Source organism: Mesorhizobium sp. (genome assembly GCF_024509055.1).
GTDB lineage: Bacteria > Pseudomonadota > Alphaproteobacteria > Rhizobiales > Rhizobiaceae > Mesorhizobium.
The window spans coordinates 19,349-32,150 of the sequence record NZ_JANINM010000538.1 but is presented as its reverse complement, the minus strand read 5'-3'; the positions used below and the strand labels follow the sequence as shown (position 1 = coordinate 32,150).

The window sequence follows — 12,802 nt, the reverse complement described above, 5'->3', positions numbered from 1 at the left end:
CGGCGAGCCAGGGGATTGAGGCAGTTTCTGCACGACCGCCGCTTTGGCAGCGCCCGAAAGAAGAAGCGCAGCGACTAACCCTACCAGCCTTCTCATTCGACCACCCGATCCGACAAAGTCTGCCCGGATGATAGATTGCACAGTATGCCTTGACCTTGAAGCCCGAAAGGCCGGGCTGATTAAACCGAGGTCCCGCCCCGCGCACTCAAGATCCGCACGGACCTAATCTTGTTCCCAGAAGTCCTTGAGCGAGGCGTGGCGAAGCCTGCCCTCCCCCTTCAGGAACTTCACGCGGCCGCGCAGCCCGGGCTTGAGCCATTCGGCCTTCTCCTTCGCCAGGCCCTTCGGCGGAGGTGCTCCCGCCTTCCCTTGCGCGAGATCCCATAGCTGCTTCCGTCGGTCGGCTCTAAAGGTGACGAAGGCGCCCCCCATTTACCGGCCGTCGTCGGCCATAAGGACCATCGCCGGCTTGCCGCTATCGCGCTTCACGCCGATGATATCCATCTCCTTCTCGACGTAGCACTTGATCTTGCGCCAAGCCATTGTCGGGCCGCTGCGGTAGACGCTGTCCAGCCGCTTCGAGACAATGCCTTCCAGTCCCGCCTCGCACGCTAGTTGGTAGACAACGTCACCAGTCCCCGGAAAGGCCTCGCTGAACTGGATATGGCCGCCAGGAGCGAAGGCGGCCTGAAGGATCTCGCGGCGGTCTAAGAGGGCCATGTCGCGCAGGTCATGGCCGTTGAGATGCAGCAGGTCGAACGCGACAAAATAGAGACCGCGCGGGCGTTTTGAGATGGCCGACCTGAGAGCATGGAAGTCCGATAGGCCAGCTTCGTTGGTGACGATCACCTCCCCGTCGATGATGAAGCTTCCCGCCGCGATCGACTTGGCTTCTTCGGCAAGCAGCCGATATTTCGAGGTCCAGTCGAAGCCATTTTTGGTGAAGAGACGTATGCCCTCGGCATCCTTGATCATCTGGGTTCGATAGCCGTCGAACTTGGCCTCGTGGCTCCATTCGGCGCCGTTGGGCGGCTGCTCGACGAGCTCCGGCTCCATGGGCCTGATGAAGGACAGCCTGGCTGCGTCGACGGGCTTTCGCATCGGAACCCACGCGACTCCATTTTGGATTCAATATCGCACGGCCGCACCCGTTCCGTTAGCGATTGCTCAACAAGCAAGGGAACAATCGCTTCTGCCTAGTGTTCCTTCCCAAGGAGCAGGTCCATGGTAAACGACAAGAGCAAACAGGACTTCCGCGACCGCGAACAGGTAGCAGCCGACGAGGACGACGAGGTCGAATACCTCGCCAAGAGACACCGCATCTCGCCAGGCGTTGTCCGGCAGTTGATCCGTCAGCACGGCAGCGACCGGAAGGCGCTGGAGCATGAGGTCAGGAAGCTGAGATCGTGATTCCCAACGTCGGCCCCGCGATCAAGGGAAAACGCGCCGGCGGCGATATCGCCGACGAGCGCAGGCGCTTCTACACCTGCCCAAGCTGCGGCAAGCCAGTCGACATGCGTGACCTTCGCCAGGTCATCCTCCATGAGACGGCTGGGCACGGGCAGGCGCGGCGGTACGTTGCCGCGCCTGCCAAGAGTGCCAGTAGCCGGCGACGGCGCCTTCGTCGCTCATGAGCTTGGCGTAAGCCCGCTCCCGGTGCCAACCAACCGAACTGCCTCCAATGTCGGTGCAGCCAACAGAGTCACCGCTTGGTCAAAGAGCCAATTCGGGAAAACATTTCCCAACCCGCAGCCTTCTCCGAGCAAGCACGGCTCTCTAAACCTAGCCGGCAACGACCCTTCAACGTAACCTGCCAACCGCGGCGCTTGAGTCCGCCTGTCTCAATGATTGCGACAGGCGGAAGCGAAGTCCGGACTTCGCACGGCCCCCGAACGCCAATCTAAGAGCCGGACCGAGAGGCTTGGCAGCCGAGTGGTTTTCGGCCTCCTGGTACGACTGATCCGTTTGTGAACGGCAGTCTTAATTGGACTGCGTTGACGCCGCCTGACGGCGGCATCAACTTTCGGAAAAGAGCCCGAGGCTCAGAACTTAAATTCCTCAACGTTGCTGGGCGTTACGATCTTGGCGGGGCCGAGCACAACTTCGCCTTTGGCGCCCACCTGGTAGCTCCCCAACCGCCCCGCTTGGAGCTTCTCGCCGTCAGTGCCTGTGAGCTTGCACTGGGCCACCGCTTGCGCCGCATAGTAGGTCAGATAGCCAAGGTCAGTGACGTTCCACCAAATGACCTGCGCAGAGCCGTTGGCCACGTACTTCTTCATCAGCGATGCCGGAGCAAGGCCGGTGAGCTTTATCTTCCCGGCCAAGCCGGCTTCATCGAGCGCGCGGGCGGCAGCCGGCAGTCCGATGCCAGCCGGCACGATAATCCCCTTCAAGTTTGGAAACGCCTGCACGAGCGCCAGCGCCTGCTGCTGGTTGATTTGTTCGCTTTCTTCGCCATAGGCAATCTGGACCAGCTTCATTTTGCCGTACTTAGGATCGCTTGATAGCTTTTGCTTCATGAAATCGATCCAGGCATTCTGGTTCGTCGCGGTTGGTGTTGAGGAGAGGATCGCGAACTCGCCCTCCCCGCCAATCAGGTCATGCATGCTCTGCAGCATCATGTCTGCGAGGCTGTCGCCTTTCGCCTGGTTCACAAAAACGGTCCGGGCCTCGGCGGCTGCGTCGGAGTCAAAAGTGACCGTTTTGACGCCCTGCTTTGCCGCGCGCTTTGAGGGCCGGCGCGATCGCGTTGGCGTCATTCGAAGACAGCGCGATTATCTTGACGCCCTGGGACACCAGGTTGTTTACGATTTCGACCTGAGCTTCCGCCGTCGCCTGCGAAGGCGCTAGCCGGACTATCTCCCCGCCAATCTCCTTCGCCGCCTCCAGCGCTCCGTCTCCGGCAACCTGAAAGTACGGATCGGTGTCGAGCTTCGGCAGCCAACCGATCTTCACCGCGGATGTGGCGCAATTCCCCGCGAAAGCGGCCGACGACCAGAGCAGCGCCGCGGCGCCCGCGAACGCTATTTTCCTCACCTGTGACATCAAATTCCTCCAAATGGTTTGGGCGGGAAAGAGGGGCGCCCGGGACCCCTATGCCTTGCGCTCGCCGAAAATCGTCCGGAAAGATCCAGCAAGGAATCCTGTGGCGTTGCTGACGAGCAGCGACACGATGAGAAGCAGTCCGATGACGGTGCCTTGGGTATCGCCGCTGATCTGGTTGAGTCCGAGAAGGTTGCGGACCGAGGCGACAAGGACGAGCGCCCAAAGAACGCCGGTGAGTTTGCCCTTCCCGCCGAACACGCTCACGCCTCCGAGAAACGCGATAGTGATCACGTCGAGTTCCATGCCGACGGCGTTGTTGGCGCGGGCGTTCGCCAGCCGCGCCGCGTAGACTATCCCCGCTCCGGCACAGACGACTCCCGTGATCGTGAACAGCCAGAAGCGGATGCGCTGCGTCATGATACCGGAATACTTGGCAGCCTCGGGACTGGCGCCGAGCGCATAGATCCGCTTCCCGATCGGCATGTATTGCAGGACAATGGCGAACAGCGGCGCGATCGCTATGAATGGCACCAATGTCCACGGCACGGGCGTGCCGGGAACGTTGTCGATGCCGAAGTTCAGGAAGCTGTCGGGAAAGACGTTGATGGAACCACTGCCAAGCAGGACGTACCCGGCACCCCTGAACAACGCCATCGTCCCGAGCGTCACCACCAGCGACGGCAGACCGAGCTTGACCACGAACACGCCGTTAAAGGCGCCGAGCAGCCCTCCCGCCAGAAGCGCGATAAGAACGGCCAGCCACAAGGGAACGTCGCTCTGGACGAGCACGCCGAAGATCACGCTGCACAGGGCGAGCATCGAGGCTACGGAGAGGTCGATCTCCCGGCAGATGATAAGCAGCACCATGGGCAGCGTGATGAGCGCCTTCTCCGACACGCCCGCCGCCAATTGCGAGATATTGAATTCGGTCAGGAATCCCGGAGTCGTAAGCGCGCCGAACGCGATGAGCGCGATGGTCGCAATCGCGAGAAACGTCTCCCAAGCTGCTAGTCGTCGAATGCCTTTCAACGCGCCCTCCTCACTTCCCATGGGCAGCGGCACCACGGCGGATGACGAGCGAGTCGACGCCGATCGCCGCGAGGATCACCAGCCCGTAGATGCCCTGGAGCCAAAGAGGATCGACGCGGACGAGCGTCAGTCCGTTCCGGATGACGAGAAGCGTGATGCAGCCGAGCAAGACACCCTTCACGGTGCCCGCGCCCCCTCTGATCGCCACGCCGCCCACCACCACCGCGGCGATGACGGTCAGCTCGAAACCGTTGGCCACGCGGGCGTCCACGGTGGCGTAACGGGATGCCCAGAGCGCGCCGCAAAGACCTGTTAGCAGTCCGGCGATCGAGAACGCCCACATGACCAGCGATCGCGTCGGAATCCCGATCAACCTCGCGCCGTCCGGGTTCGACCCAGTCGCGTAGAGCTCCCTTCCGAAGGTTGTCCGGCCGAGCAACAGGCTACCGACAATCAGCACGGCGGCGGCGATGGCGACAATGAGCGGAACGCCTGCTATCCGCGAGGTCGTCATATCGAGCCAGGCCTGCGGCACCTTGTCGGCGCTGATTTGGTGTCCGCCCGCGAAGATCGCGTTCGCTCCCCGGTAGACGAACAGCGTTCCGAGCGTCGCGACGATGGCGGGAAGTCGCCCGTAGGCCACCAGCGCGCCATTGAACGCGCCCGCCCCCATCCCCACGGCACATGCGGCGGCGATGCCTCCTGCGATACCGACCTCGGGATGAAGCTCAAGGACCCGCGCGGCGGCGTAGGCGCTGAGGCCGATGATCGACGCCACGGACAGATCGATGTTGCGGGAGACCAGGACGAACATCTGCGCGAGCGCGACGATCGACAGCAGGGCGACGTCCATGGAGACCGCGGTGAGGTTCTCGAGACTGAATACCCTCGGGTTGATCAGGCCGACTGGGATGAGGATGGCGAGAACCGCCGCGACGAGCCCTATTTCACGCTGGGCCGCAAGCCTTCGCAACCAGGGCCGCCTCGATCCCGCCACCGGGGCGTCCAAACTGCCGCCTTGACCGAAGTCGGCCGTTTCGGACCTGCTCTTCGTCGCCGCGGCAAGCACCATTTCCTGGGTGGCTTCCTTGTCGGCGAACTCGGCGGTCTTCTGACCTTCGCGGAACACGACGATACGGTCCGAAACGCCCAGCAATTCCGGCAATTCCGAGGAGATCACCAGGATAGCCAGTCCCTGGCGCGCGAGCTCCGCGATCATCGCATGGACTTCGGCCTTAGCCTGGACGTCGATCCCCTGCGTGGGTTCGTCGAGGATGAGCAGGCGCGGTTTTGTCGCCAGCCATTTGGACAAGACCACTTTCTGCTGGTTACCGCCCGACAGGGTCGAAACAGGCTGATCGAGGTCGCTGTAGCGAAGCTGCATTCGCTCGAGTTCGGCGAGGGTGAGGCCGATCGCGCGCTTGCGGCTGTTGAAACCGCGACGCGTCGCGCGATCAAGCACGGCAAGCGATGCGTTATCGAGAATGGAGAAGTCCATGACGAGGCTTTGCCCGAGGCGGTCCTCGGAGACGTAGGCCACCCCTGCGCGCATCGCGTCGGCGGGCGAGGAAAAGGAAACTGGGTTCCCCGCCAGCAAGACATCGCCTGCGGTAGCCTCGTCGATACCGAACAGGACGCGCGCCAGTTCCGTCCTGCCGCTTCCGACCAGCCCGCCGATACCTACAACCTCTCCGGCCCGCACGGTCAGGTCTATATCCTTGAACAGACCCTCCCGGGTCAGGCCCCTCGTTTCCAAAACCACATCGCCAAGCGTTGCGCCGTGGTCCGGAAAGAGGTTGGACAGTTGCCGCCCCACCATCAGGCTGATCGCCCGATCCCTGCCGAGCGTAGCGGCGGGCTCGACCCCGACCAGCCGGCCGTCGCGCAGAACGGCTATGCGGTCCGCTATTCTGAAAATCTCGTCCATCCGGTGGCCAACGAACATCATCGCGACGTCGCGCCGCTTCAGGTCGTTGACCACCTTGAAGAGGCTCTCCACTTCCCTCTGGGACAGGGCCGCGGTGGGTTCGTCCATGATGAGCACCTTGGCGCGCAACGACAGCGCCCTCGCGACCTCGACAAGCTGCTGTTCGGAGATGCGCAGCGAACCGACCTTTTCGGAGGCAGCGTGCCGGATGCCGACGATGTCCATCCACTCCCGCGCCTCGCGCTCGAGACAGGCGTGATCCACGTAGCCGACGGAAGACTTGGAGAGGTGCCCGGCGAAAATGTTCTCGGCGATGGTAAGGTCGGGAAAGAGTCCCGGATGCTGATGCATGACCGCTATGCCAGCCAACCTGGCGTCGAACGGGCTGCCGAAGGACACGTCCCGGCCGTCCATCACCACGGCGCCATGGGTAGGCCGGTAGAGCCCGGCCATCAGCTTGACGCATGTCGATTTGCCCGCGCCGTTCTCACCCAGCAACGCCAACACTTCACCCTCGCGGAGGGTGAACGTGGCCTCGTGAAGGGCAACGACGGAACCGAACGACTTCGCCGCGCCCCTCAGGCCGAGCACCTCTTTGCGAGCGGAGTGAGCATTCGGGATCATGACGGGAACCTCCCCGCCGGCTGGCCCGATCGCGTTGGCGACCGCGGCAACGCTGCGATATGCGGCCACAAAACCTTCTCCTCGCCCCTTGGAAGCCTTCGACAGTCAGGCGGCCAGTTGCCGCTGCACCATCGCACGGAGAGTCAGCAGGTCCTTCGCGAACCCGCGAATGCCCTCGGCGAGTTTCTCCGAAGCCATCTGGTCCTCGTTCATCATCCAGCGAAATTTCGCCTCGCTCATTTCGATCCGATCCATGGCGGGGACTTGGTCGGCATCGAGTCTCCGATCGAGCTGCCCGTGGTCGCTCGCCAGTTCTTCAAGAAGCGCCGGGCTGATCGTCAGGCGGTCGCATCCCGCAAGCGCCTCGATCTCTCCCACGTTGCGGAACGAAGCGCCCATGACCACGGTGGGGATGCCTTGGGACTTGTAGTAGGCGAATATCTCGCGGACCGACCGGACGCCCGGATCGGTCTCGGGCGTGAATGCGTTCCCGGTCGCTTTGACGTGCCAATCGAGGATGCGGCCGACGAAGGGCGAGATCAGGAACGCCCCAGCGTCCCCGCACGCGATCGCCTGCGCCTTGCTGAACAGCAGGGTGAGATTGCAGTCGATGCCTTCCTTCTGCAGGACCTCCGCGGCGCGGATGCCTTCCCAGGTCGAAGCCAGCTTGATCAAGATGCGGTCGCGGGCGATGCCCCGTTCGTCGTAGGCCGCGACGATGCTGCGCCCCTTGGCGATGGACGGCTGGGTGTCGAACGAAAGATGGGCATCCACCTCGGTAGAGACCCGACCGGGAACGAGCTTGGCGAGCTCGGCTCCCACGGAGATGGCGAGACGGTCGGCGACCGCCGCCGCGGCGTCGCCGCTTTGGCGCTTGCCCCAGGCTATAGCTTCCGCGACGGTGTCGGCGAACTGGGCGTTGCCGACTGCCTTCAACACGATCGAAGGGTTCGTCGTGCAGTCCGTAGGCTTGAGGCGGGCGACCGCTTCGATGTCGCCGGTGTCGGCGACCACGGTCGTCATCGCGCGCAGTTGTTCAAGCTTCGATACCATTGGAAATCCGCATCGTCCGTTTGTTGAAGTCAGTTTTCTCCGGCTGCACCGAGCCGATTGCATTCAGCAGACGCGCCGCTTGCATTTCATTCCATCCTCCCTGCGCCGACCTCGTGCCGGGAGAGCTCGATCGCGCCGCCAGCCTTCGCGGCGAAGAAGGTCAGTCGGCGCGGTCGACGACCCGTAGTCCGTCGCCGCCCACGATGACCCGCTTTGCCATTCCCTTTTCGAGGATTTCCCCGTAGTCGTTCCCCGCTTCGGTATCGCAGACCCAAACGAACACCAGCGGCTCCGGGCCAACGTTGATCGAGCGGTGAGCCCAGTTGGGCGGGATGAACGAGCAGGTGCCGGGCAACATGTCCAAAAGCTCGACACGGCCGTCGCGGGACTGAAGGACCAGAACGCCTTTGCCGGACTGTGTGTAGTAGACCTCCCCCATGTCGTGGCGTTTGTGGAAATGGCCCCGGGTCATGAAGTACTCGCCGCCCACGTCGCCTGCTTCGATGATGGTCGTTCCGAACCAGAGGTCGCTGCCGTCCTTGCGGTAGGCGAGCACTTTGTAGACGAGAGGGTCCCCCTCCACGACCATGCGGCCGAGCGCTTCCCTGTCGGCAAAGATCTGGCTCAGCTCGGACAGCCGCTTCTCGTAGCGTTCGGTTTCCGGTGCGATCGCGCCGGAAACGCTGTCTATGCGGACGTTTTCAGGAACAAGCATCGGCCCGCCCTCAATCCGGTTTCCGCGCGCCCGTCATGATCGCGACCGCGTCCGACATCGTGTAGTCGGAGGGCTTGATCACGGCGATCCGCTTCCCGAGGCGGTGGACGTGGATTCTGTCGGCGATCTCGAAGACGTGCGGCATGTTGTGGCTGATCAGGATAACGGGCAGTCCGCGTCGCTTGACGTCCAGGATCAGGTCGAGGACCTTCCGGCTCTCCTTCACGCCAAGTGCGGCCGTGGGCTCGTCCATGATGATGACCTTGCTGCCGAAGGCCGCGGCGCGGGCGATGGCCACACCTTGCCTTTGGCCGCCGGACAGCGTCTCCACCGCCTGGCCGATGTTCTGGATGGTCAGCAAACCGAGTTCCGAGAGCCGTTGCCGTGCGAGCGCCTGCATGCCCTTGCGGTCAAGCAAACGGAACCATGTGCCCAGCGGGCCCTTCGCTCGCACCTCCCGGCCGAGGAAGAGGTTGTCGGCGATGGAGAGGGCGGGAGCCAGAGCCAGGTTCTGGTAAACCGTCTCGATCCCGGCGTTGCGCGCCTCCACCGGGGAGCGGAAGTGAACCTGCTGTCCGTCGAGATGTATCGAGCCTTGGTCGGGCGAGACCGCGCCGCAGAGCGCCTTGACCAAGGTCGACTTGCCAGCCCCGTTGTCCCCGATGACCGCGAGGATTTCGCCCGGCATCAAGTCGAAATCGGCGCTGTCCATTGCGACCACGCGTCCGTACCGTTTCGAAAGTCCACGCGCCTGCAGCATAGGGGTCTGGGATGGAGGATCCGCTTGGATCATGCCGCGATCCTTCTGATCCACTGGTCGATCGTGACTGCGACGATGATCAGCCCGCCGACGGCGAATTCCTGCCAAAGGACATCGACGCCCCAGAGAGCGAGGCCGTTGCGGAAAGTGCCGACGATCAAGGCTCCCACCAGGGTGCCCACGATGGAACCCCGGCCGCCGAAGAGCGAGGTGCCACCGATGACGACGGCGGTGATGGCGTCGAGATTGGCGTTGGCGCCGGAGAGCGGCGACACGGCTCCGATGCGGCCGATCACGATCCATCCGGCCAGGGCGCAGATAAACCCCGCGATCGTGTAGACTTTGACGAGGGTGGCAGCGGAGTTAATGCCTGCCAGCCGGACGGCTTCAGGGTCGTCGCCGGTCGCGTAGACATGGCGGCCGAAGGCGGTGCGGTTGAGGACGTACCAGATGAGGATCGCCAGGGCGATCATCAGCAGCGAGCCAGTCGTGACTACGGCGCCGCCGCCTATCGGGAACTTCGTGCCCATCCACTGCAGCATCGGGGCAGCTGCAGCGACGTCTTGAGACCGGATGGTTTCGGAGTGCGACACATAGAGCACCATTGCGCCGAACATCGACCAGGTGCCGAACGTAACGATGAAGGGCGGGAGCCTGATCAGGGCGACGAACAGACCGTTGATGAAGCCGCACGCAGTGCCGGTGAGCAGCCCGATCGCGAAAGCGAGTTCCGGCGGCAGCCCGAAAACGACCGCGAGACGACCCATCACGACTGACGACAGGACCATGATCGCACCGACGGAGAGGTCGATGCCGGCAGTCAGGACAATCAAGGTCTGGGCAATGCCGAGCGTGCCGATGATCGTCACCTGCTGGAGGACGAGACTGAGGTTAAACGGCGCGAAGAAGGTGCGACCGACGCCGACGGCGAACACCAACAAGCCGAGGGAAAGCACGAAGAATGGTATCGATGCGGGGTGTTTATGCAGGAAGCCCTGGAGCCGCCGCATCGGGCCATGGCGGTTCGTGGCAAATGCGGCCACGTCCGTCGGCGCGCCCTCAAGCCCGGCCTCGGCCGATATTGTTTGATCGCTCATTGTAACTGCGTCCGGTGGAAGGTCGCGTGGAGGCAGTCGCGCCTCCACGCCTTAGGGATCAGCCCCAGCAGAGCTTGAGGCCCTGCTGCGTGTCGATGGACTTGAGTCCCTCGACGGGCTTGTCGGTGACGAGCTCCACGCCGGTGTTGAAGAACTTCAGTCCCGGGGTCGCCTGCGGCTTAGCGCCGGTCTTGATGTATTTGTCGAGCGCCTCGACGCCCAGCGAACCCATGTTCTTGAGGAACTGCATGCTGGTTGCGCCGATCACGCCCGCCTTGACGTTCTTGACGCCGGGGCAGCCGCCGTCGATGGAGACGACTAGAACCGTACCATCATCCTTGCCTACCGCCTTGAGCGCTTCCCACGCTCCCGCAGCGGCCGGCTCGTTGATCGTGTAGACAACGTTGGTGTCCGGACACTTCTGGAGAAGTTTCTCCATCGCGGTGCGCCCGCCATCCTCGGCGCCGCCCGTCACCTCATGGCCGCAAATGCGCGGATCCGTTTCGTCGCCGTAGTGGTTCAGGTTCTTGAAGTCGATGCCGAAGCCGTTCATGAAACCGTGGTCGCGCAAATAGTCGACGCTCGGCTGGTTAACGGCAAGGTCGAGGAACGCAATCTTGGCCTTGGCGGCCTTGTCGCCAAGCGTCTTCTGCGCCCACTGGCCGATCAGCTCGCCGGCATGGAAATTGTCGGTGCCGAACGTCATGTCGGCGGCGTCGATCGGCTCCAGCGGGGTGTCGAGCGCGATGACGAGGACGCCTGCCTTGCGTGCAGCCTGGACGGCCGGAACGATGGCCTGGGTGTCGCTCGGGGTGATGAGAATGCCCTTAGCGCCGGAGGCGACGAGGTTTTCGATTGCCTGGACCTGGGTGTCGTTGTCGCCATCGAACTTGCCCGCGAAAGACCGCAGCTCGAGACCGAGTTCCTTGGACTTCTCCTCGGCCCCCTCGCGCATCTTCACGAAGCCCGGATTGGTATTGGTCTTGGTGATGATGCCGATGATTTCTGCCGAAAACGCGCTCGACGCGAACATTCCGGCGAGGCCAAACGCGACGGCGGCCGTTACGAACTTCATGGAGTTCCTCCCGTTGGATAGCCGCTCCTCCTTGAGCGGCGGCGACAAACAAGCATCGTCGTGCGACTTCTGTCAATAATTTTTTTAGTATAGTAATTAATTAGGGCCTTGCGTTGGCTTTCCAAGTGGCATCCGCTACTGATGTAACAAATTATCTCGTCCCGGGACCGAAGGCCGCCATGGCAGACCAGACCCTAGCCAAATACGTGAACGAACTCAGCATCCTGACCGTGCTCCGGACACAGGGCGGACAGAGCCGCGCAGACATCGCCCGAAAGCTCTCGTTGACCCCTGCAACCATTACTCGGCTGATCGCGAATTTGGAGGTTCGAGGGCTCGTCCGGGAGGTCCGCCAGCAACGTGTTTCCGGAGCCAGGGAGGTCGGTAGGCCCGGACTAAACGTCGAGATCGACCCCGAGGGGGCCTATTTTCTTGGAATCGAAATCGGCGTCGGCATCATCCGGTTTGCCCTCCTCAACCTGCTCGCCCTCACCGTCAACTCGTCCGAGGTTTTCGTTTCCAGGTCACTGGAGCCGGCCGAGGCTGTCAAGGCGATCGGCGACCACATCGCCATGCTGTCGCACGACATCCGGTTCCGCGACCGCATCCTCGGCGTCGGGGTCACCATCCCCGGACTCGTCACCAACAGCGGCTACATCATCAACCTTCCGATCCTCGGCTGGAAGGACGTCGATCTTGGCGCGCTGCTCAAGGAAGTCACGTCGCTCCCCTGCTCCATCGAGAACAACGCCAACGCCGCGGCCTTCGGATCGGTCTACACGCAGCCCGGGCTTTCAAGCGTTTCAGCCGTGTTTCTCAAGCTCGGAACGGGCGTGGGCGGCGCCGCCATCCTGAATGGCCGGCTTCTCCGCGGAGCCACAGGAACGGCGGGCGAACTGGGGCACATCAAGCTCTCCGAGAACGGCCCCCTTTGCAGCTGCGGGCAGCGCGGGTGCCTCGAGGCAAGGACCAATCTCCGAGCCCTGGCGCGCGGCTACCTCGGAACTGACGAGCTGTCCGAAGAGAAGCTCTTCGCTCTCCCGGCGGAAGTCGCGATGAAGGCCGCGGACGGGGACGCCAAGGCCATCGAGGCGATCAAGCAGCTATCCCACTGGCTTGGCATAGGGCTCGTCTCTCTGGTCAACGTGTTCAATCCCGGCACCGTGGTGCTGGGCGGGGCGATGCTGCCAGTCGCGGAGGCATGCCTCGAGGAGGTCAGGGACAAGATCAGGACCTCTATCATCCCAGGCATCGCTATGCCCGACGTCAGGCTCTCTCCCCTTGGAAAATACGAATGCGCGGTCGGCGCGGCCGCGATCGCGCACCACAACGCGTTCGACATTTCGAGGGTGAGCCTGGCCGAGCCTGAGGTCCACCCTTAACGAAAACCCGCATGCGCCGTCCAAAAAACGCCTTGATGACAATTTATTTCTTTTGTAAAGGAATTAATGGGACGGGGTTTGTTGTTGACTGGGAG

The 12,802-nt window shown here is 62.8% G+C and carries 13 protein-coding genes; 2 read left to right on the top strand and 11 right to left on the bottom strand.

The features are described 5' to 3' along the window. Positions 1–222: 222 nt before the first annotated feature. Complete coding sequence (locus tag Q0L57_RS34335) at positions 223–432, bottom strand: hypothetical protein (RefSeq protein WP_366940972.1); 210 nt, start codon at positions 430–432, stop codon at positions 223–225. Then, entirely contained in the window at positions 433–1,101 is a 669-nt protein-coding gene (locus Q0L57_RS32555) for an ATP-dependent DNA ligase (protein WP_366940971.1), read from the bottom strand. It abuts the gene before it with no gap. 123 nt (positions 1,102–1,224) lie between these two features. Between Q0L57_RS32555 and Q0L57_RS32550 the strand changes: the two genes are divergently transcribed. Next, complete coding sequence (locus tag Q0L57_RS32550) at positions 1,225–1,410, top strand: DUF3606 domain-containing protein (RefSeq protein ID WP_296747199.1); 186 nt, start codon at positions 1,225–1,227, stop codon at positions 1,408–1,410. A 632-nt stretch (positions 1,411–2,042) separates the two neighbouring features. On the opposite strand, the gene Q0L57_RS32545 is transcribed toward Q0L57_RS32550, so the two are convergent. The 9 genes from Q0L57_RS32545 to Q0L57_RS32505 all read right to left on the bottom strand — a co-directional run bounded on the left by Q0L57_RS32545 (position 2,043) and on the right by Q0L57_RS32505 (position 11,325). Next, a complete protein-coding gene (locus Q0L57_RS32545) occupies positions 2,043–2,759 on the bottom strand; it encodes a substrate-binding domain-containing protein (protein WP_296747198.1) in 717 nt (238 codons plus the stop codon). After that, positions 2,689–2,955: a substrate-binding domain-containing protein gene (locus tag Q0L57_RS32540; protein WP_296747197.1), complete on the bottom strand. Its 267-nt coding sequence runs from the start codon at positions 2,953–2,955 to the stop codon at positions 2,689–2,691. The genes Q0L57_RS32545 and Q0L57_RS32540 overlap by 71 nt, the downstream gene beginning before the upstream one ends. 138 nt (positions 2,956–3,093) lie before the next feature. Then, positions 3,094–4,110, bottom strand: a complete 1,017-nt coding sequence (locus tag Q0L57_RS32535; protein ID WP_296747196.1) for an ABC transporter permease — start codon at positions 4,108–4,110, stop codon at positions 3,094–3,096. Further along, complete coding sequence (locus Q0L57_RS32530) at positions 4,085–6,694, bottom strand: ATP-binding cassette domain-containing protein (RefSeq protein WP_296747195.1); 2,610 nt, start codon at positions 6,692–6,694, stop codon at positions 4,085–4,087. Before Q0L57_RS32530 ends, Q0L57_RS32535 begins: the two co-directional genes overlap by 26 nt. Before the next feature lie 36 nt (positions 6,695–6,730). Then, positions 6,731–7,678, bottom strand: a complete 948-nt coding sequence (gene tal / locus Q0L57_RS32525) for a transaldolase (RefSeq protein ID WP_296747194.1) — start codon at positions 7,676–7,678, stop codon at positions 6,731–6,733. Positions 7,679–7,838: 160 nt separating this feature from the next. Continuing rightward, entirely contained in the window at positions 7,839–8,393 is a 555-nt protein-coding gene (locus Q0L57_RS32520; protein ID WP_296747193.1) for a glucose-6-phosphate isomerase family protein, read from the bottom strand. A 10-nt stretch (positions 8,394–8,403) separates the two neighbouring features. Further along, entirely contained in the window at positions 8,404–9,186 is a 783-nt protein-coding gene (locus tag Q0L57_RS32515; protein ID WP_296747225.1) for an ATP-binding cassette domain-containing protein, read from the bottom strand. Beyond that, complete coding sequence (locus tag Q0L57_RS32510; protein ID WP_296747192.1) at positions 9,183–10,250, bottom strand: ABC transporter permease; 1,068 nt, start codon at positions 10,248–10,250, stop codon at positions 9,183–9,185. Before Q0L57_RS32510 ends, Q0L57_RS32515 begins: the two co-directional genes overlap by 4 nt. Before the next feature lie 58 nt (positions 10,251–10,308). Then, a complete protein-coding gene (locus Q0L57_RS32505; protein ID WP_296747191.1) occupies positions 10,309–11,325 on the bottom strand; it encodes a sugar ABC transporter substrate-binding protein in 1,017 nt (338 codons plus the stop codon). A 179-nt stretch (positions 11,326–11,504) separates the two neighbouring features. On the opposite strand from Q0L57_RS32505, the gene Q0L57_RS32500 reads away from it, so the two are divergent. Further along, complete coding sequence (locus Q0L57_RS32500) at positions 11,505–12,707, top strand: ROK family transcriptional regulator (protein WP_296747190.1); 1,203 nt, start codon at positions 11,505–11,507, stop codon at positions 12,705–12,707. Positions 12,708–12,802: the final 95 nt, after the last annotated feature.

Excerpts from the sequence above, each read along its gene's own strand:
- Q0L57_RS34335 (WP_366940972.1), bottom strand. The coding sequence starts at position 432 with ATGGGGGGCGCCTTCGTCACCTTTAGAGCCGACCGACGGAAGCAGCTA.
- Q0L57_RS32555 (WP_366940971.1), bottom strand. The coding sequence starts at position 1,101 with ATGCGAAAGCCCGTCGACGCAGCCAGGCTGTCCTTCATCAGGCCCATG.
- Q0L57_RS32550 (WP_296747199.1), top strand. The coding sequence starts at position 1,225 with ATGGTAAACGACAAGAGCAAACAGGACTTCCGCGACCGCGAACAGGTA.
- Q0L57_RS32545 (WP_296747198.1), bottom strand. The coding sequence starts at position 2,759 with ATGACGCCAACGCGATCGCGCCGGCCCTCAAAGCGCGCGGCAAAGCAG.
- tal (WP_296747194.1), bottom strand. The coding sequence starts at position 7,678 with ATGGTATCGAAGCTTGAACAACTGCGCGCGATGACGACCGTGGTCGCC.
- Q0L57_RS32520 (WP_296747193.1), bottom strand. The coding sequence starts at position 8,393 with ATGCTTGTTCCTGAAAACGTCCGCATAGACAGCGTTTCCGGCGCGATC.
- Q0L57_RS32515 (WP_296747225.1), bottom strand. The coding sequence starts at position 9,186 with ATGATCCAAGCGGATCCTCCATCCCAGACCCCTATGCTGCAGGCGCGT.
- Q0L57_RS32510 (WP_296747192.1), bottom strand. The coding sequence starts at position 10,250 with ATGAGCGATCAAACAATATCGGCCGAGGCCGGGCTTGAGGGCGCGCCG.
- Q0L57_RS32505 (WP_296747191.1), bottom strand. The coding sequence starts at position 11,325 with ATGAAGTTCGTAACGGCCGCCGTCGCGTTTGGCCTCGCCGGAATGTTC.
- Q0L57_RS32500 (WP_296747190.1), top strand. The coding sequence starts at position 11,505 with ATGGCAGACCAGACCCTAGCCAAATACGTGAACGAACTCAGCATCCTG.